Origin of the sequence: Sodalis sp. dw_96, from assembly GCF_018449575.1 — a bacterium.
In the GTDB taxonomy this organism is placed as follows: Bacteria; Pseudomonadota; Gammaproteobacteria; order Enterobacterales; family Enterobacteriaceae; genus Acerihabitans.
The window spans coordinates 431458-450909 of record NZ_JAAVUT010000003.1 but is presented as its reverse complement, the minus strand read 5'-3'; the positions used below and the strand labels follow the sequence as shown (position 1 = coordinate 450909).

Here is a 19452-nt window from a genome sequence, read left to right as displayed (position 1 = left end):
ACGCTCCTCGTGATTATTCCATTTCATCCAGGATGGACAGCGCGTCCGTCAGCTTTTTAACGCCAAAAATCTGCATATTGTCCTGGGCTTTTTTCGGTACATTGGCAAAGGGCACAATGGCCCGGCGAAAGCCGTGTTTGGCCGCTTCCGCAATACGTTCCTGGCCGCTGGGCACCGGACGGATTTCCCCCGCCAGGCCGACTTCGCCAAACACCACCAGATCCCGCGGCAGCGGCCGATCGCGCAAACTGGAGACCATGGCCAGCATCAGCGCCAAATCGGCGCTGGTTTCGGAAACCTTCACCCCTCCCACCACATTCACAAAGACGTCCTGATCCGCCATTTGCAAACCGCCGTGGCGATGCAGCACCGCCAGCAGAATGGCCAGCCGGTTCTGATCCAGCCCCACCGCCACCCGGCGCGGATTGCCGAGCATGGAGTTGTCCACCAGCGCCTGGATTTCCACCAGCAGGGGACGCGTGCCTTCCCACACTACCATCACGCTGCTGCCGGAGGTCAGCTCCTCGCCGCGGCTGAGGAAGATGGCCGAGGGATTACTCACCTCCCGCAATCCTTGCTCGGTCATGGCAAACACCCCCAGCTCATTTACCGCGCCGAAGCGGTTTTTATGACTGCGCAGGGTGCGAAAGCGGGAATCGGCATCGCCATCCAGCATGATGGAGCAGTCGATACAGTGCTCCAATACCTTGGGACCGGCCAGGGAACCGTCTTTGGTCACATGCCCCACCATCAGGATAGCCACCCCCTGGGTTTTCGCGAACCGTGTCAGATAAGCGGCGGTTTCCCGCACCTGCGCCACGCTGCCGGGAGAGGACTGGATATCCGCCATATGCATCACCTGGATGGAGTCAATCACCATTAAGCGCGGCTTTTCCTGGGCGGCGATAAGGCAGATTTGCTCGATGCTGGTTTCCGACAGCATATTCAGTCCGCCGGTGGGAAGGCCAAGCCGGTGGGCACGCATGGCCACCTGCTGTAATGACTCTTCGCCGGTGACATACAAGGTATTCATGTGTTCCGAGAGCTTGCACAGGGTTTGCAACAGCAGGGTACTTTTACCGGCGCCAGGACTGCCGCCGATAAGGATAGCGCTGCCCGGCACCACCCCGCCCCCCAGCACCCGATCGAATTCCTTGAAACCGGTGGAAAACCGGGGCTGCTCTTCCGGGCTGATGTCCGCCAGCTTGCGCACCCGGCTGACGCCGGACTCGCCGGCGAAACCGCTGAACCGATCGTTGCGGATCGCCGAGGACGTCGCCGCCAGCCGCACTTCGGTGATGGTATTCCATGCCTGGCAGGCGGTGCATTGCCCCTGCCAGCGGGGGTAATCGGCACCGCATTCGTTACAGACAAATGCTCGTTTTACCGCTTTAGCCACAGATACCTCGGAATATGTTTAAATCGCCGCTTCGGCAGTCTGAGAGCGCCTAACGCTCTTCGCTTTTCAGATTGCCGCTCAGGATGCACAGCACCGCCAGCAGATCACCGTAACGAATGACGACTTTGCTCTGTTCGTTGACCTTGGGTTTGGCATGATAGGCAATGCCCAACCCTGCCGATTGTAGCATTAATAAATCATTGGCACCGTCGCCGATGGCCACCGTCTGGTAGAGAGGAATGTCCAGCTTTTCCGCCAGCCGAATCAACTCGCGGGCTTTATAGTCGGCATCCACGATGGGTCCTTTCACCTGGCCGGTAAGTTTACCGTCGACGATTTCCAGCTCATTGGCCGCCACCGAAACCAGGCGCAATTTATCCCGCAGGTGATCGGCGAAGTAGGTGAAACCGCCGGAAGCGATGGCAATGTGCCAACCCAGGCTTTGCAGTTTGCGCACCAATCCGGTAAGACCGGGCATCAGCGGCAAATCGTCGAGCACCCGGCGCAAAATATCCGCATCCGCGCCCTTGAGGGTAGCCACCCGGTGACGCAGGCTGGCGGCGAAGTCCAGCTCCCCCCGCATGGCGCGTTCGGTAACCGCGGTCACCTGTTCCCCCACCCCGGCCAATTTGGCGATTTCATCAATACACTCCACCTGGATTGCGGTGGAATCCATGTCCATTATCAGCAGCCCGGGCTTGTGGAGATGCGGCGTCTTGCCAAAGGGCGCGACGTCCAGCCGCTGTTCATGGGCCAGACGAACGGCGGCGTCGCTCAGCGTTCCCGCCAGCCTGACTACCTGGTAGTCTTCCACATGCCAGGCGGAAACGATCACCAGGGCCGAGCCCAGGGCGCGCTGAAAGCCGGCCAGGGCGGATTTATCAAGGGTCCTGCCGTACAGCAGCCAGCCGGTAAGACCCGCCTGGTAATCCAGCGGCATCACCTCATCCCCGCTCAGGGATAGCGGCAGCCCGGGCCACTGGGAGATCCTGGTGGGGAGATCGCAGTAAGTCAGACTATTCGGCATTCAGTACTCCTGTAGGCATAAAGGACCGGCATGATAAAACGACGCGCATCAAGCTATCCTATCGCCTGCGCATCTGGCAACATATAGCATCAAAAAAGTGAAGGAATTTTATGGCCCGTGCCGGACTCTCGTTTCGTTTACACCGAACCGCCATCGTACTGATTTGCGTGACGCTGCTGGTCATGCTGATGCAGGGGGCGTCGTGGTTCAGTCTCAGCCATCAAATGGCCCGTTCGGCGCAGGTGGACGAATTGGCTGATACCCTGATTCGTCAACTGGCCGGACAATTGGCGCCGTTGATGGACGACGGCGGCGATAACAACGCGCCAATCAAGGCGGTACTGGATCAACTTACCGCCGGGGGCCGCATCCTGGATGCCGGCGTCTACGCCATGGACGGCAGCCTGATTGTCCGCTCGGGGGAAAATGTTCCGGTGCGCGACCGGCTGGCTATCGAACATCCGCGGGCCGGCAGTTATTTTAACCACCAACTGGTACGCACCATTACCGATAAAGACGGCCCCAGCGGTTTTGTGCGGCTGACCCTCGATACCCATGTACTGCAAACCGAGGCCAAACAGGTGGATAACACCACCAATATCCTGCGCCTGATGCTGCTGCTGGCGCTGGCCATCGGCATCATCCTGGCCCACACCCTGCTGCAGGGCAGCCACAGCCGCTGGCGACAATCGCCGTTTCTGCTGACCGCAAACTCCCCATTGACCGACGCCCTGCCCGATGAGGAAGAGCAGTCAAATGAAAACGCGTCTGACAAACATCTTCGAAGCCAATAAGACGGGACAGGATGCTGGAAGCCGTCTTATGCCCCATCCCCCAGCAGAACCGATTCCAAGGCGATTTCAATCATCTCGTTAAAGCTGGTTTGACGTTCCGCGGCGTTTAGCGCTTCGCCGCTGCGGATATGATCGGACACGGTACAAATGGCCAGCGCCCGGGCGCCGAATTCGGCGGCGACGCCATATATGCCCGCGGCCTCCATTTCAACGCCGAGGATGCCGTATTTTTCCATGACATCAAACATCTGCGGATCGGGGGTATAAAACAGATCCGCCGAAAACAGATTGCCCACCCTCACCTTCAATCCGGCGGCCCTGGCGGCGTCAACCGCGTGACGCAGCAGGTCGTAGTCGGCGATGGCGGCAAAATCATGGCCCTTGAAACGCATACGGTTAACGTTTGAATCGGTACAGGCGCCCATGCCGATCACGATATCCCGCACCTGTACATCCGCCCGCAGCGCACCGCATGAGCCCACCCGGATGATCTGTTTTACATCGTATTCGGTAATCAGCTCTTTGGTATAAATGGAACACGAGGGAATACCCATGCCGTGCCCCATCACCGAAAACTCACGGCCCTTATAACTGCCGGTATAACCCAGCATGCCGCGGACGTTATTCACCTCCCGCGCGCCGGTGAGGAAGGTACTCGCGATATGCTGGGCACGCAGAGGATCGCCGGGCATTAAAACCACGTCGGCAAAATCCCCTCGTTCAGCATTGATATGCGGCGTCGCCATAACATTTTCCTTATTGAAAACAAACACTCTTTTTTCCGGCCGCCGGGGCCGGCTTCACTTTCCGCTTTACAGAATGGCCGTACCGTAGTCCATGGGGGACAAGTCAAAATAACGCGCCACGGTCTGGCCGATATCGGCAAAGGTGGCGCGATGGCCGTAAGATCCAGGTTTAATCCCCCGGCCGAAAATCAATACCGGCACATGTTCGCGGGTATGATCGGTGCCGATCCAGGTGGGATCGCAGCCATGATCGGCGGTGAGGATTAAAAGGTCCTCGCCGCTCACCCCGTCCAGCAGTTCGGGCAAACGCCTGTCGAACAGTTCCAGCGCCGCCGCGTAACCGGCCACATCGCGGCGATGCCCGTAGGAGGAATCAAAATCCACCAGGTTGGTAAAGACGATGGTATTGTCCCCCGCCACGGCCATCTCACCCAGGGCGGCGTCAATCAGCGCATCCAGCCCGGTGGCCTTGATTTTTTTACTTATACCCACCTGGGCGTAAATATCGGCGATTTTGCCGATGGATACCACATTGCCGCCCTTCTCTTCCACCAGCTTTTGCAATACCGTGGCGGAAGGCGGCGCCACCGCCAAATCGTGGCGGTTACCGGTACGGGCGAAATGGCCCGGTTTATCACCCACGAAAGGCCGGGCAATCACCCGGCCGATATTATATCCACCGTCGGTAAGCAGTCTACGGGCAATTTCGCACAGCGCGTAAAGGCGCTCGAGTCCGAAGGTTTCCTCATGGCAGGCAATCTGGAAGACCGAATCCGCCGAGGTGTAGAAGATCGGTTTGCCGGTACGCATATGCTCGGCCCCCAGCGCGTCGAGAATCACCGTGCCGGAGGAGTGACAGTTCCCAAGATAGCCCGGCAGATCCGCTTCCCGCACCAGTTTATCCAGCAATTCCGCCGGAAAGCTGTTTTCCGGGCTGGGGAAATACCCCCAGTCGAACATCACCGGCACGCCGGCGATTTCCCAGTGGCCGGACGGCGTATCCTTGCCGGAGGAAATCTCACTGGCATAGGCGTAGGCGCCGATAATCCCGGCCTGCTCATCCAGTCCCGGCGGGAAGCGCCCGGTGGCTTCCTCGGCGGCTTTACCCAGGCCCAGCCGCGAAAGATTAGGCAGCGTCAGAGGGCCGCTACGTCCCTGATTGGCTTCGTTTCGCTGGCACTGCCGGGCGATATGTCCCAAGGTGTCCGACCCTTGATCGCCGAATTTGTCCGCGTCGCCTGCGGCACCGATACCGAACGAGTCCAGTACCATAATATAAATACGCTTCATTTATCACTCCTGCTGGGCGCGGCGGCAAACAAAGCCGCGCCTGATATGTTCATTGCCGCGTCATGCCGGCCTGGCGGGCGACATGACGCCGGCTTAATCCTGCTGTTCTATACGGCGATAAACCACCGGCAGCGCCACCGGGGGTTCCGGGTCGATGGTGATGGCCTCCCGCACCGCCTCGGCGGCCTGGATCCAGCCGGCTTCGCTGGCGGCATGTATGACCGCCAGCGGCTGCCCGGCTTCCACGGCGTCTCCCAGCCGTACCATATCGGCCAGGCCGACGCTGTAATCGATGACATCGCCGGCCCGGCGGCGACCACCACCCAGGGCCACCACCGCCATCCCCAGCCGCCGGGTATCCATGGCGCCGATATAGCCGGTACGGGGCGCCGGTACCGGTTTGCTTAAGGTGGCCGCCGGCAGATAGCTGTCATAGCGGCTGATAAAATCCGCCGGACCTCCCTGGGCCGCCACCATGCGACCAAAGCGCTCCGCCGCTTCGCCATTGTCCAATACCCGCTGGAGCAGCGCCCGCGCCACGTCGTCGCCGGCAGCCAGGCCGGCGGATACCAGCATTTCGCTGCACAAGGACATGGTCACCTCAAACAGACGGGGGTTGCGCCCATCACCGGTAAGAAAGCGCACCGCTTCACGCACTTCCAGCGCGTTGCCGGCGCTGGAGGCCAGCACCTGGTTCATGTCGGTGAGCAACGCCGTGGTCTTGCATCCCGCGCCGTTGGCAACCCCGACAATGGCCTGGGCCAATGCCACCGACTGCGCATAGTCCGGCATCAGGGCGCCGGAACCGACCTTGACGTCCATTACCAGCACATCCAGTCCCTCCGCCAGTTTTTTCGCCAGTATAGAGGCGGTAATCAGCGGGATGGAATCCACCGTGGCAGTGATGTCGCGGGTGGCATAAAATCGCTTGTCCGCCGGGGCGAGCGAGTTGGTCTGGCCGATAATCGCCACCCCCACTGCTTTAATCTGCGCGCGAAACACCTGATCGTCGGGGAAAATATTGAGGCCCGGAATGGCTTCCAATTTGTCCAGCGTCCCGCCGGTATGGCCCAATCCGCGTCCCGAGACCATCGGCACATAGCCGCCGCAGGCCGCAATCATCGGCCCCAGCATCAGGGAAGTGACGTCACCTACGCCGCCGGTGGAGTGTTTATCCATCACCGGACCGTCCAGCGAGCAACTTCTCCAATCGAGGACATGGCCGGAGTCACGCATCGCCAACGTCAGCGCCACCCGCTCAGTCAAATTCATATCATGGAAAAAAATCGTCATCGCCAGTGCGGCAATCTGTCCTTCCGAAACGGAATTATCACGTATTCCATTAATAAAAAAGCGAATTTCTTCTTCATCCAGTGATTCGCCATCACGTTTTTTTCGTATTATCTCTTGAGCCAGGTACAAGGTAACCCCCTGCAAAAACTAATGCGGGCAACACGCCCAAAAAAGAGCACCCGGCGGAGTATCCGCCTTATCCGTTACAAACTGACTCTGCGGCTTAATAGCCGCTATCGGGACGGGGCGAAGAGTGGCCCGGGATCTGGAGCAGAGAGGCCGGCAAACTTGAGGCGCCGAAGCGGAAATGGCGTGCGTCCGCCCACTCCGGTCCCGTGAAACGGTCGGCCAATATCAGATAAGATGCCGCTGGGGCGATGGAACGCACGCCTCCGGCCGGTGTGATGCCGGGGCGACCTTGCCGCTGTGATGCGCGGCAAGCCGCAATCAACTCATTCATAGTACTCTCCAACTTTCCGATTTTGCATGTTGGCGAGCGGACTTGGTTCCTTGAAGAAGGCCCTGGTTCCGGGCATCTGAGATCCCTCTCACCGCATAAGCCTGTCTCAAAGGCGCAGGGTAAAATTGCCCTGCCTTACGCGCGGTTCTATTTTTTCACACTTGGCGCAAATAAGCTGCCCGCAGATAAAGATTTATGCGTCAGATCGCGCTAATCCAAACAAAGAGAGGGTATTGCGGTAGATTATTTCAGCGATCCTTTCGGGCGGCTCGTCACGCAGCTCGCATAACACCCGGAAGGTTTCCCGCACGCGTTCGGGACGGTTGGGCTGCCCTTGATAACCCGACAGCGGCATATCCGGCGCATCGGTTTCAAACAGCAGCCATTCCAGCGGCAAACGCGCCATAACGCCGCGGGTTTTAGTGGCGCGGGGATAGGTGATGGTCCCGCCGACGCCGATGTAATAACCCAGTTTGATAAACGCCTCGGCCTGCTGGTAGCTACCGGCAAATCCGTGAACCACGCCGGTACGGGGCAGTTCGCTGCGCCGCAGCATCGCGGCCAGCCGGTCATGGGTGCGGCGCGAATGCAGAATAACCGGCAGATCATAACGTTTAGCCAGATGAAACTGATCTTCCAACAAGGCAACCTGGCGCGGCATCAGCGGCTCGTCAATATAATCATCCAGGCCGATTTCACCCACCGCCACCAGTTTTGTCCGGGACGAACGGAGATAGTGCTCCAACAGCGCCAGACCGGCGTCGTTATGGCGACGGATGGCGATAGGATGCATTCCCAAGGCGGCATACAGGGCCGGATAACGCTCCGAGAGCGCCAGCACCCCGGCGAAACGCCCCGCCTCCACCGCGGGTACGATAATCCGCTGCACGCCGGCGTCGCACGCCCGGGCAATACTGCCGGATTCATCACCAAAAAAGGGGGGAAAATCGAAGTGACAATGTGTATCGATGAAAACCGGCGTTGTCATGGGGGCACCTAGTCGTGGTAACAGCTTTTTATTTCAATTCATTAGCACCCCGAGGCGGAGTGCGGGAATTCATTGCCCTGGCCCGGATATTTTAGGGGTGACTTGAAGGATGCGCATATTATATCAGGTCCCCATCCGGCTTATGGATAATTTAATTCCTGTCGCTTCTTTGTATTTATCTCTCCCTGTTTATTGAGGCCGGTTGTACCTTGGCGCTTCAATAATGATTAGCAATAACGCCGAATTACAGCATTATAAAACATAATGATAATTGTTTTCTATAACGAGAGGGATTTAACGCAGAGGAGATGAATTGTGAGTTGAAACAAGGTGTTCCTAAAAAAACATGACCGCCGATGAATACGCGGTCCTGTTAGATTGGCATCCAAACGCTCACTGTCACGGGGAAATCAGTGAAGTTTTTCCGATTCCGGCGTTGCAACGGGCTGCATGGATTTGCCGTAATCTTCCTGTATTACCCCGGAGAGGTAATCGTTGCTTCCCGCAACCCAGGCACAGTCGCTATCAAACCACTCTGCCCATAATAACCACATCTGGCTTTTCCACTGTTTCAATCTGCCAACAACGATGTCGCTATTCATAACCTGCCCTCCCGGGAACTAACCGCTTCGGTTAATACGCTTCGGTTAATACAGTACAGGAATATTATTACAATTGCTCGCTACAAACGCCGACGACCGGTAAACAAGCTGATCAGGAACAGTATAATGCCGACCACGAAAACAACTTTCGCCGCCCATGCTGCCGTACCTGCCAAACCACCGAATCCTAGAGCTGCGGCAATTAAAGCGATAACCAGGAAAATAATGCCCCAACGAAACATAAGCCTCTCCTTACCCAAATAATTGAAATATTTTTCGTGTCTACCCGGATTAAGGGGAACGGCTGGTTCCCCGGGCAGGTTGCTACCTTACTATTACAGTGCCCGTGCCCGGAATTAATGTCCCGAAGGACATTAATCCCTAAACTATTATGATTTTTGGACAACTCTCAAATCGTTCTTAACGCTTTTCACGCCGTCAACGGCTTTGGCAACGCTTTCGGCACGATCGGCAACGCGGGCATTTTGCACGCGACCGCTAAGTTGGACAACGCCGTTATCCGTGGTGACTTTAATCTTGCGCGACGGTACGACGCTGTCAGCCAGGAATTTAGCTTTCACTTCGCTGGTAATGGCGGAGTCGCTGGCATAGGATTTGGCTGTGGTGCCGGCTTCTTTCACATGGAGCTTATCGCTGACGCTGGTTACGCCACTAACGGATCTGGCAGCGGTAACCGCACGTTCCGCTTGCATTTGGTCGTTAACGAAACCGCTCAGTGTCACCATGCCATGGTTGGTTTCAACGGAAATATCGGTGCTGTTTATGCCTTTATCACTCACCAACGCGCTCTTCACCTTCGCGGTAACCGCGCTATCGCCCATATAGTTGGAAGCACTCGACATCGAATTATCGATTTTAGCGGCGGTGCTGTTGGCGTCGGTCTTGATCGTGTCGTTAGCCATCGCGGTAGTGCCCGCAAGGATGGTGCCCAGGACCAAGGCGGTGATTGTTTGTGAAATATGTGAGTTTTTCATTAATGTTTCCTTTTTCTATCTACCCGAATCAGGGTTTTTCGCCACAAATGCGGCCTGACTAACAGCTACCCGGGCAATACTCCGGGAAAGCATCAAAATCTTGGGACATCGCCGTGAGGCAATGACTCATTCGATTAACAGGAATAAGGCTTATGCTATATATTTCTGCACAATATATACCCGTCATATACTCACCATCTTACGAGTTGCCGCCGTGTTGGCTACAGCTAGAAATCTATTGGGTATAGAGAGTTATTGCTTTCAAAATGCAGTCGGTAGCTTTTCACTCTAATTCAAACGGCTTAACCAGCTAAATACACCGTTTCGTCAGCGACAATTTAACTATAGACCAGAAATAACAATTTGCATGGTTCGGAAGGTAAAAATCATCAAAATCGATGGATAAGCAAGGATTTAGGAACAATCCGTACTTCGCGGCGGGCATCATGAGAGGCGGCCAAGCGCGCCGGCATTATCCCCTGCGGGATAATGCCGGCGATCACCGCCTCAGACGAGGTTGGCGTTATTAATGTTCGCGGGTCTTGTGGAAGTGCACATCCGGGTAACGTTCCTGGGTCAGGTTCAGGTTAACCATACTCGGCGCAATATAAGACAGGTTATCGCCGCCATCCAGCGCCAGATTCAGCTCATTCTTGCGTTTGAACTCTTCGAGTTTTTTCGCGTCATCGCATTCCACCCAGCGGGCGGTGGAGACATTCACCGATTCGTACAGGGCTTCGCAGTTATATTCGCTCTTTAACCGGGCCACCACCACTTCGAACTGCAGTACGCCGACGGCGCCGACGATCAAATCGTTATTGGCAATGGGACGGAACACCTGGACCGCGCCCTCTTCTGAAAGCTGAACCAGCCCTTTCAACAGCTGTTTCTGTTTCAACGGATCCCGCAGGCGAATACGACGGAACATTTCCGGCGCAAAGTTCGGAATACCGGTGAACTTCATTTTTTCACCCTGGGTAAAGGTATCGCCGATTTGAATGGTGCCGTGGTTATGCAGGCCGATAATATCGCCGGGATACGCTTCTTCAATATGCGAGCGGTCGCCGGCCATGAAGGTCAGGGCATCGGCAATCACCACATCTTTACCGGTTCTGACCTGATGGAGCTTCATGCCGGTTTCATAGCGCCCGGACACCACGCGCAGAAAGGCCACGCGGTCCCGGTGCTTGGGATCCATGTTGGCCTGGATTTTGAAAACGAAGCCGGTGAATTTTTCTTCGTCGGCGGTGACGACACGAGTGTCGGTTTTACGCGGCATTGGCGGGGGCGCCCAAGCCACCAAACCATCCAGCATATGATCAACGCCGAAATTGCCCAGGGCGGTGCCGAAGAAAACCGGGGAAAGTTCGCCGCGCAGGAAAGCCTGCTCCTCGAAAGGATGGGACGCGCCCTGCACCAGTTCCAACTCTTCCCGCAGTTGCGCCGCCAGATCTTCCCCGACGGCTATATCCAAATCGGGATTATGCAGTCCTTTGACAATTCTGACCGCCTGGATGGTATGGCCCTGACCGGTCTGATAGAGGTAAGTCTCATCCTTATAAAGATGGTAAACCCCTTTGAATAATTTACCGCAGCCGATGGGCCAGGTAATGGGCGCACAGGCGATACGCAGCTCATGCTCCACTTCATCCAGCAATTCCGTCGGATCGCGGATATCGCGATCGACCTTGTTCATAAAGGTCAGAATCGGCGTATCCCGCAGGCGGGTGACTTCCATCAGTTTTCGGGTGCGATCTTCCACGCCTTTGGCGGCGTCAATCACCATCAAACAGCAGTCAACCGCCGTCAAGGTCCGGTAGGTGTCTTCCGAGAAATCTTCATGCCCGGGGGTATCGAGCAAATTAACCAATGCGTGTTCATAAGGGAACTGCATGACCGAGGTGGTAATGGAAATACCGCGCTGCTTTTCCATTTCCATCCAGTCGGATTTGGCATGATGGCTTGAGCCGCGGCCCTTCACCGTCCCGGCGGTCAGAATGGCATGGCCGAACAGCAGGACTTTTTCAGTAATGGTGGTTTTACCGGCGTCAGGGTGCGATATAATCGCAAAAGTTCGCCGAGCCGCAACTTCCGCGGCGTAAGAAGCATTCTTCATCTTCTGTTTCTCGATGGGTACATCTTGATGTACACAGTTTCTAATAAAATGGTGCCGATGCCAGATTCTACATGGACACAGGGTCTATTGATATCCTCAATACTTCGAGGCCCGGGGAGGGACCGAGTATTGCCAATGCTCCCGCGGTTTGCAATATGACGGATATCCTTGTCATCCCATGGGCAGGGCCATGATGATGGCATCCTCACGCCCTTCGGCGGCGGGGTAATAATCACGTCGCACCGAGACCTCGTTGAACCCCAGGGATTGATAGAGCGCGATCGCGGCAACATTGGATTTGCGCACTTCCAGCCATAACGTCAATATGCCCCGGTTTTCCAGTTCGCCGATAAGATGCTCCAGCAGTTGGCGGCCTAAGCCGCGGCGCTGGAAATCGGGGTGGACGGCGATATTGAACAGCGTCGCTTCGTCGAGCACCGTCTGGGTAATGGCAAAGGCCGCAAGCCGTTCCCCTTCCGAGAGCTTAAAATTCAGATAACGCTCGCCCTGGTTATCGGCGAAGGTCTTCGCCGACCAGGGGAACGCATGGCTGGCTTGCTCAATATGCCAGGCATCGCGAAGATCGGCGGTACTAAGCGGAGAAATCTTGTTCATAACGACAAATCTGCTGCCATAAGTCGCGCTTGGCCGCTGCATTGCCTTGCAGACCGGCCAGCGGCGGCGTGGTAAGAGAAACGCCGGACAGGGAACGCGTCGCCTCAAGGCCTATCCACCAGCTGTGGCAACGGGTCTCTTCCGGCAACATCGCCACCTGTTCGGGCGTAAGCTGATAGAGCTGACGCAATGACAGGCCCAGGCTGCGCGCCACATCATCCACCAAGGGATGACCCGGCGGCGGCGGCGCCTCGGCCACAATCAACAGACGGACTTCCGGCGGCAATACCACCGCCACCTCCCCCGACAATGCCGCGGGACGTCGCAGCGTCCATTGGGTGATACCCAATTGATGTAATAGCCAATCGCGTCTTGATGTCATTACTTTCCCATCCGCGGGGTAAATTCACACCGCCATGCTACCAAACCCATCGAACCCGGGGCAATAAAGCACTATACTCCCCGCTCATATTAATGAGGAGCCTTTGTCGTATGCCAGTGTTAACACCAGCCAGTGAAGTGATACTTCGTCACGTAGATGATTTTTTAAACAAGCGGGTACTGTTTGCCGGCGACGTACAGGATTTGCTGCCCGCCGAACTCGACGCCGAAAGCGTGCGGGTCCATACCGCCTGGTATCATCACTGTCTGGCGTTACAAGGAAAAATGGCTGCCGAAAACGTGCGCTACGGTCTGCTGGCCGAGGCTGATTTTGTCGGTGAATGCGATACGCTTATCTACTTTTGGCCGAAAAACAAACCGGAAGCCCAATTCCAGCTGTTTAACGTGCTCTCCTTGCTGCCCCTCGGCGCCGATGTGTTTGTGGTGGGTGAAAACCGCAGCGGCGTACGCAGCGCCGAGCCGATGCTGGCGGACTATTGCCCGTTGGCAAAAATAGACAGCGCCCGTCGCTGCGGTTTGTACCACGGCAGCCTGGTGAAGGCCCCGCACTTTGACCTGGACTCGTTCTGGAGCAGCTATCAGCTTGACGGACTGACGGTAAAAACCCTGCCGGGGGTTTTCAGCCGGGACGGGCTGGATACGGGCAGCCAGCTATTGTTGTCCACCTTTGATCAGCCGGTGAGCGGCGCCATAGCGGATATCGGCTGCGGTACCGGGGTATTGGCGGCCGCGCTGGCCACTCGTTTCCCGGGGCTGACCCTGACCCTCAGCGATGTGCACGCGCCGGCGCTGGCCGCCGCCCAAGCCACCCTGGACAGCAATCATCTGGCGGGCGATGTGGTGGTGAGCGATGTCTATTCAGGCCTGTCGGGGCGGTTTGATATGATTTTGTCCAATCCGCCTTTCCATGACGGTATGCACACCAATTTGCAGGCAGCGGAAAATCTGATTCGCGGCGCGCAGGCCCACTTGCGCATCGGCGGCCAGCTGCGCATCGTCGCCAATGCTTTTTTACCGTATCCGGCGCTGCTGGATACGGTGTTCGGCAATCATACCGTATTGGCGCAAACCGGCCGGTTCAAGGTCTATCAGGCTATCCACACTATTTCCCGTGGAAAAGGCAAGTCCGGCAAAGGGGCTTAACGGTCGGAGGCTGCTGAACCGGACGGAGCATTGGATTTTTGGGCACGGCATAACGTTTTTTTGCGTTAAATGCCCGCTTCGGCTCAAATAATTATTGACCTTGACGCCAAAACCTCTAGAATTCGCCTCCGTGGTGGCAGGGCGCAAGCCTGGCCGGTGTCATGCGAAGGTGGCGGAATTGGTAGACGCGCTAGCTTCAGGTGTTAGTGTCTTAACGGACGTGAGGGTTCAAGTCCCTCTCTTCGTACCAGCACAACCACAGCCTATCGGCACGACCGACTTGCACGCGATGGTGGCGGAATTGGTAGACGCGCTAGCTTCAGGTGTTAGTGTTCTTACGGACGTGAGGGTTCAAGTCCCTCCCTTCGCACCAATCGGTGGCGATGCCGAGTATTGGGTTGATGTTGCAATATAATTTCCCCTATGATGAAGAACGTTGTGCGAAGGTGGCGGAATTGGTAGACGCGCTAGCTTCAGGTGTTAGTGTCCTTACGGACGTGAGGGTTCAAGTCCCTCTCTTCGCACCAAATTTCTTCCATCAGTTCTGATTCGGGCCAGTTCTTATCCCGGTATAGCCTCCGTTATTTTTGTTTAAATCATTCCATTTTGTAGCCAATACGTCATTTCTTTCATCTGATTTGCGGTTAAATTCCCCAATCTGTAGGGCAAATGCGCCGGTCAACCCCGTGGGATGTTTTATGGCTTTCCCGCGGACAAATGGTTCCTTCTCTCTTTTGCCCCGCTGACCCCGCGCCGCGCCGCGCATCGGCGGATGACAGGAACCGATAAAACTGTTAAATTATCCTAATAGGCATTAAAATTTAAAAACAAAATAAGCATACAAAATTATCTACGCGAAAATCTTTTTTGGATTCGTATAGTTTATTATATACCCTAAATAATTCGAGTTGCAGGAAGGCGGCAACGCAGCGAATCCCCGGGAGCTTACTCGAGTAAGTGACTGGGGTGAGCGAGGAGGGCCAACGCACCGGCAACTTGAATTATGACGGGTATAGCCATTTTTCATCGGTGGAGCTTACCCGTTAGGACATGATAAATATTTATAGTTATGATGAACTTCGTAAGAGTAAACATCGCCTCTCGCTGCTATTGTTTCTTCTTCTTAATATCGCACTTTCGATATTTTATGTGCTTAATACTTTAAATAAGTCCGCTTCCGCTACTTTACCTTCGGTCTTGGTGGCAATATTTTGCGGAATAGCCTTAATAGTTTGTAACTTCAAATTGAAAAGCTATGCGCATGAACTGAATTTTTTTGCAGTTTGTATTGGAATGTTATGGGCATGGCATATCAACATTCGCTTTCATAGTATCGTGGCCGTCAACAGCGACTTTTTGTTATATAGCCTGATGATGATATTTTTTATCAGCGCTATCTCACTGACAGATAACTTTATCGCTTTCTGCCTGCACAGTTTGCCCTCGGCCTTGACCGTGGTCGTGCTGGATGATTTTGCCCATATCCTGACGCTGCTTTTTACCATTGCGTTGCCTCTTTTAAGCTTTTCGCTGCATAACCTCATGCAAAAGCGCAGTGAGGCTTTCACCTCCGACCTGGTGAAACGACTCAGCGACGAACGGGAAAAATTCAGCGATCTGAGCATGATCGATCCGCTGACCGGCCTGTATAACCGCCGGGGATTGTATAATAGGCTGGATAACCTGCCCGGCGACCAGAAGTTTCGCCACTATATCCTGCTGCTGGATATAGACCATTTCAAAGCGTACAACGATAATTACGGGCACACCATGGGCGACAGCGCGCTGGTGGCTGTGGCCGTAGCCATTCGTGATGCGGTCCGCTCCAGGGATATCGTGGTGCGCTACGGCGGCGAGGAGTTTTTGGTGCTGTTAATCGATGTCGATGAAAGTTCCGCCATCGCCTCCGCCGAAGCTGTCAGGCAGGCGGTGCTGGATTTGAAAATTCCCCATAAGTTTAATGACAAGGTTTCAACTAACGTGACATTAAGCGCCGGTATTGCCGTCATGTCCGACAATGATATAGATGCCTCTTTGCGTGCCGCCGATACCGCGCTCTATTTAGCGAAAAACCACGGCAGAAACTCTATTGAAATTGCCCATTATAAAGCGGATCGGCAGATTATCCTGTCTGCGAAATCCTGATTGCCATTTTTGGTCAAATTTTTGTTACGTGTTTTGTTCAATGATGTCTATAGCGTTTTCTTTAATGTCACAATATCCGGCCGTTTTGTACAGTCCTTGGGTTTTCATCCGCGGCGGCGGAATATATAACCGGCACAACGCCCTATCATCCTTCAATTGAAAGCGCGTCATGCCAATAAATTCCTCAGTATTATCTTAATCAATAAATTATGCGCGTTATTAACCCAGGCAGACAAAATTTCGGGCTATATCAAGATGAAATCCGCAATACTCCCTCAAAAAATGCATAGTATTATTGGTGAAATAACGTCACAGTTATATCTCGGAGAATCCCACAGAAAATAAAATAGTTTTAAACCCTTAATTAAAATATTTATTTTGGAACATTAGACCAATTATTATTAATTAAACGAATATTATACCCATACAAGTCATTATGCCTGAGCGGGGTACTGCCCTAAGGTTCGTCGTTGTTCATCGGCGGAATCGTCGGATGGGTTGACCACCATCGGCCAAAAATTTACTAAACCCCAAAAATAATCCATCTTTTTTATTGGGTTAACCGCCCACTTGCTAGCTGTTTGATTCAGCACTAGGCTTACTCTAGGCCTAGCTAAGCTCAATGATTATTAAAAGGAGGTCATTATGAGCAAGAAAATTGCTGTCTTAATTACCGATGATTTTGAAGATGCTGAATTCACCTCCCCGGCCCAAGCCTATCAAAATGCCGGTCACCAGGTTATTACTATCGAGAAAAAAGCGGGTAATACCGTGACCGGCAAACGAGGAGAGGCCAAAGTCACCATCGATAAATCCATAGATGATGTGGAAGCGGCGGATTTTGACGCCTTGTTGCTGCCAGGCGGCCATTCGCCGGATTCGCTGCGGGGTGACGATCGGTTTGTTGATTTTACCCGTGCCTTCGCCGCCAGCGGCAAGCCTATCTTTGCCATCTGCCATGGCCCGCAGTTGCTGATCAGCGCCGACGCGGTCCGCGGCAAAAAAATGACCGCCGTTAAACCTATCGTGGTGGATCTGAAAAATGCCGGGGCCGATTTTTTTGACAAAGAAGTGGTGGTGGATAACGACACTCTGGTCACCAGCCGCACCCCGGATGATTTACCCGCATTCAATCGCGAATCGCTACGTATACTGAATAAGAAGTAACTATCCCACCACAGGCCTGATTATCATCAGGCCTGTACTGTTAAATGTTAAGATCCGATTTATTATCCGCATCCCGGGTCCAGCTCAGCTTGGTACCGAAACCCAGCTTGTTATTGGTGAGCTTGATCTCATCCAGTCTTAGCTGCCAGATGGGCGTGGTGGCGATTTTCGCCAGCGGAAAACGCGAGGTATAAAGCTTACGCGCTGTATCCGCCTGCGTGCCGCTGAGCACCGTCATCTCTCCACTGTACTGAGCGCCTTTGATAAGGCTGACGGTGATGGTCTGATCGCTGATGGTGCCCGCCACACGATGGTATTGCGCCAGTAACGTTCCATGGCGAGTGCCATGATCCGTCAACATATAAAGCGTCATCTCGGCTTCGTTAAGCGCATAAAAACAGTTGGCGCACCAGAGGGATTCGGCATCGCCGACGCATACTGATAACACATGCTGTTTTTTCAAATAGTTAACAATGGATTTAAGATCTGATTCTGTCTTCACGGAAATTACTTACTCTTTATAAGGTTTTTACCAGAATATAGCGATGCGTCACAGATTGTCCACCTCTTTTCTGCTGGAAATTTCATCGCTTTTCATCAGCTTCTCCCCCGGCCGGGAAATAGGCTACTATATCCGTCATACTTTACGTTGAGGTCGTTGGCCTTGCCGCAGCTCGAACTATTCAGGCGAATTATTTCAGGTAAAACCGCCCTGTGACCCTGATTCACCCGGAGACAACCGATACGCCATGAGCGCTTCCTGGTATCTTTATCTAATACGTACCGGCGACGGTATTCTTTATACCGGCATTACCACCGACCTGGCGCGGCGGCTTGGGCAGCATGAACGTGGCGTCGGGGCCAAGGCGCTGCGGGGCAAAGGGCCGCTGACGCTGGTATTCCATTGCCCCGCAGGGGACAGAAGCAATGCTTTGCAGTGGGAATACCGGATTAAGCAGTTGACTCACAGGCAAAAAGAGCAACTGGTGGCGGGACAGGCATCCACCCTGGAGGGCATGTGGTCCAAGGTGTTTTCCCGGCGTGCATAAATAAGCGGCAGGTTCAATCCATTAACAAATTAAAGGGTTCGGCATATTCCACCAGGCCGCATAGGTCAGTCAACGCATCTTCAGCCAGGGTGAAAATGAGCAATGCGGCATCGGTGCCGAACTGATGGCAGTGTAATTGCCCTTGGGCGGCGGGAACAAAACCCAACGCAGCGTAATAGGCAAGATCTCCCCGGACCACCACGCCGCGATAGCCGAACTCGTTCAGCATATCCAGCGCTTCATACACCAATTGCCGCGCGATGCCCTGGCGACGAAATTCATCGTCCACCGCCAACGGCGCCAGCCCCACCCATTGGCAATCTTCCCCTTCAATCCATACCGGACTGAAGGCGGCATAACCTACCACACCACCCTCGCTGTCGGTGGCGACAATGCCCAGGGTCAGCAGCCCGTCCTCACGCAGCCGTTGTACCAATATCGCCTCGGCATCACGCTGGAAGGCGCGGCGCAGCAGAGTATCAATACCCGGCGCGTCAACCGGTATTTCCGCCCTGATTAGCAAGAGGGGGATACGCGGATGCCGTCGACGTCCGCGCCCTCTTTTAACCCGGCTTCAATGAACTCGGCCATTTGTGCCAAAGCGATGCGCAGCAGGCGAGGCATAGTGGTCAGATCAACGGCATCCATCAAATTTTTGACGTACAAACCCAACTCGGTATCCCCTTCAATGCGCAGGCGCCGCTGGAAAAACAGGGTATCGGGATCTTCCTTGCGGGCGGCAATCAGAATGAGATCGTTGGCATTACCGCTAAAACTCACCTCCTCCTGCGCCTGCCGGCTTACTTTCAATTGACCGTTTTCCATGGTCATATACCACTGCAGCGCCATGTCGCTGACCTCGATTTTCAGCCAACGGCCGGATAAAAACGCCAACTCGCCTTCCGCCAGCGCCTCGCGAAACTGCCAGCGCAATACCTGCTCAAGCACTTGGCGTTGCAATGCAAAGGGGGTGAATTTGATTGGCAAGCGCAATAGCGACGGCCCCCGGCGCACTATTTGCGCTCGTAGTTTATCCAACACTGTCTCTACTCCTCTAAGAACTTGCGGCTATTTTGCCACAGTGAATAAAACCAATCGGGGTCTATATCAATTATCTTCCAACAAAGATCGCCTATTTCCCTTTGGCAATTGTGGCTTTCATGCCGCCATTACGCCATAAGCTGCCTCAAATCAAAATACCGGCGCCTATCCTTATTTAGA

20 protein-coding genes, 3 tRNA genes and 1 pseudogene are annotated in these 19452 nt (G+C 54.6%); 8 read left to right on the top strand and 16 right to left on the bottom strand.

Annotation, left to right across the window (positions count from 1 at the left end):
* Window positions 1–13 precede the first annotated feature (13 nt).
* Window positions 14–1399, bottom strand: a complete 1386-nt coding sequence (radA, locus tag HB631_RS07560) for a DNA repair protein RadA (protein ID WP_213990520.1) — start codon at window positions 1397–1399, stop codon at window positions 14–16.
* 49 nt (window positions 1400–1448) lie between these two features.
* Complete coding sequence (gene serB / locus HB631_RS07555) at window positions 1449–2426, bottom strand: phosphoserine phosphatase (RefSeq protein ID WP_213990519.1); 978 nt, start codon at window positions 2424–2426, stop codon at window positions 1449–1451.
* 110 nt (window positions 2427–2536) lie between these two features.
* Between serB and HB631_RS07550 the strand changes: the two genes are divergently transcribed.
* Window positions 2537–3220, top strand: a complete 684-nt coding sequence (locus tag HB631_RS07550) for a YtjB family periplasmic protein (protein WP_213990518.1) — start codon at window positions 2537–2539, stop codon at window positions 3218–3220.
* Between the two features lie 26 nt (window positions 3221–3246).
* On the opposite strand, the gene deoD is transcribed toward HB631_RS07550, so the two are convergent.
* The 11 genes and pseudogenes from deoD to HB631_RS07495 all read right to left on the bottom strand — a co-directional run bounded on the left by deoD (window position 3247) and on the right by HB631_RS07495 (window position 12707).
* A complete protein-coding gene (gene deoD / locus HB631_RS07545) occupies window positions 3247–3966 on the bottom strand; it encodes a purine-nucleoside phosphorylase (protein WP_213990517.1) in 720 nt (239 codons plus the stop codon).
* 66 nt (window positions 3967–4032) lie between these two features.
* The gene (locus HB631_RS07540; RefSeq protein WP_213990516.1) at window positions 4033–5256 is read right to left on the bottom strand and encodes a phosphopentomutase; all 1224 of its coding nucleotides are present in this window, start codon (window positions 5254–5256) and stop codon (window positions 4033–4035) included.
* A 93-nt stretch (window positions 5257–5349) separates the two neighbouring features.
* The gene (deoA, locus tag HB631_RS07535) at window positions 5350–6678 is read right to left on the bottom strand and encodes a thymidine phosphorylase (RefSeq protein WP_213990515.1); all 1329 of its coding nucleotides are present in this window, start codon (window positions 6676–6678) and stop codon (window positions 5350–5352) included.
* A 94-nt stretch (window positions 6679–6772) separates the two neighbouring features.
* Window positions 6773–6949: pseudogene (locus HB631_RS07530) on the bottom strand (deoxyribose-phosphate aldolase); the annotation flags it as partial.
* 253 nt (window positions 6950–7202) lie between these two features.
* Window positions 7203–7997 carry a TatD family hydrolase gene (locus tag HB631_RS07525; protein ID WP_213990514.1) on the bottom strand — a complete coding sequence of 265 codons (795 nt, stop codon included), beginning with the start codon at window positions 7995–7997 and terminating at the stop codon, window positions 7203–7205.
* A 410-nt stretch (window positions 7998–8407) separates the two neighbouring features.
* Window positions 8408–8599, bottom strand: a complete 192-nt coding sequence (locus HB631_RS07520; protein WP_213990513.1) for a stress-response protein — start codon at window positions 8597–8599, stop codon at window positions 8408–8410.
* A gap of 80 nt (window positions 8600–8679) precedes the next feature.
* The gene (locus tag HB631_RS07515) at window positions 8680–8841 is read right to left on the bottom strand and encodes a DUF1328 domain-containing protein (protein WP_213990512.1); all 162 of its coding nucleotides are present in this window, start codon (window positions 8839–8841) and stop codon (window positions 8680–8682) included.
* A 147-nt stretch (window positions 8842–8988) separates the two neighbouring features.
* Window positions 8989–9594 carry a molecular chaperone OsmY gene (gene osmY, locus HB631_RS07510; RefSeq protein ID WP_213990511.1) on the bottom strand — a complete coding sequence of 202 codons (606 nt, stop codon included), beginning with the start codon at window positions 9592–9594 and terminating at the stop codon, window positions 8989–8991.
* A 526-nt stretch (window positions 9595–10120) separates the two neighbouring features.
* On the bottom strand, window positions 10121–11710 hold the full coding sequence (prfC, locus tag HB631_RS07505) for a peptide chain release factor 3 (RefSeq protein WP_213990510.1): 1590 nt from the start codon (window positions 11708–11710) through the stop codon (window positions 10121–10123).
* Window positions 11711–11881: 171 nt separating this feature from the next.
* A complete protein-coding gene (rimI, locus tag HB631_RS07500; protein ID WP_213990509.1) occupies window positions 11882–12325 on the bottom strand; it encodes a ribosomal protein S18-alanine N-acetyltransferase in 444 nt (147 codons plus the stop codon).
* Window positions 12303–12707, bottom strand: coding sequence for a DNA polymerase III subunit psi (locus HB631_RS07495; RefSeq protein ID WP_213990508.1), 405 nt, complete (start codon window positions 12705–12707; stop codon window positions 12303–12305). Before HB631_RS07495 ends, rimI begins: the two co-directional genes overlap by 23 nt.
* A 110-nt stretch (window positions 12708–12817) precedes the next feature.
* Between HB631_RS07495 and rsmC the strand changes: the two genes are divergently transcribed.
* The 6 genes from rsmC to HB631_RS07465 all read left to right on the top strand — a co-directional run bounded on the left by rsmC (window position 12818) and on the right by HB631_RS07465 (window position 17182).
* Window positions 12818–13870: a 16S rRNA (guanine(1207)-N(2))-methyltransferase RsmC gene (rsmC, locus tag HB631_RS07490; protein WP_213990507.1), complete on the top strand. Its 1053-nt coding sequence runs from the start codon at window positions 12818–12820 to the stop codon at window positions 13868–13870.
* A 163-nt stretch (window positions 13871–14033) separates the two neighbouring features.
* Window positions 14034–14120: transfer RNA gene (locus HB631_RS07485), tRNA-Leu, on the top strand.
* Between the two features lie 36 nt (window positions 14121–14156).
* Window positions 14157–14243, top strand: a tRNA-Leu gene (locus tag HB631_RS07480).
* 67 nt (window positions 14244–14310) lie between these two features.
* Window positions 14311–14397, top strand: a tRNA-Leu gene (locus tag HB631_RS07475).
* Between the two features lie 523 nt (window positions 14398–14920).
* The gene (locus HB631_RS07470; RefSeq protein WP_213990506.1) at window positions 14921–16015 is read left to right on the top strand and encodes a diguanylate cyclase; all 1095 of its coding nucleotides are present in this window, start codon (window positions 14921–14923) and stop codon (window positions 16013–16015) included.
* A 645-nt stretch (window positions 16016–16660) separates the two neighbouring features.
* On the top strand, window positions 16661–17182 hold the full coding sequence (locus HB631_RS07465) for a type 1 glutamine amidotransferase domain-containing protein (protein WP_213990505.1): 522 nt from the start codon (window positions 16661–16663) through the stop codon (window positions 17180–17182).
* A gap of 40 nt (window positions 17183–17222) precedes the next feature.
* Here the strand turns inward: HB631_RS07465 and HB631_RS07460 are convergent, their stop codons facing one another.
* A complete protein-coding gene (locus HB631_RS07460) occupies window positions 17223–17684 on the bottom strand; it encodes a YhbP family protein (RefSeq protein WP_213990504.1) in 462 nt (153 codons plus the stop codon).
* Window positions 17685–17931: 247 nt separating this feature from the next.
* Here HB631_RS07460 and HB631_RS07455 point away from each other — a divergent pair, with 247 nt between their 5' ends.
* A complete protein-coding gene (locus HB631_RS07455; RefSeq protein WP_213990503.1) occupies window positions 17932–18231 on the top strand; it encodes a GIY-YIG nuclease family protein in 300 nt (99 codons plus the stop codon).
* A gap of 13 nt (window positions 18232–18244) precedes the next feature.
* Here HB631_RS07455 and HB631_RS07450 read toward each other — a convergent pair whose 3' ends face one another.
* Window positions 18245–18754, bottom strand: a complete 510-nt coding sequence (locus HB631_RS07450; protein ID WP_213990502.1) for an N-acetyltransferase — start codon at window positions 18752–18754, stop codon at window positions 18245–18247.
* Window positions 18748–19272: an SCP2 sterol-binding domain-containing protein gene (locus HB631_RS07445; RefSeq protein WP_213990501.1), complete on the bottom strand. Its 525-nt coding sequence runs from the start codon at window positions 19270–19272 to the stop codon at window positions 18748–18750. The genes HB631_RS07450 and HB631_RS07445 overlap by 7 nt, the downstream gene beginning before the upstream one ends.
* Window positions 19273–19452: the final 180 nt, after the last annotated feature.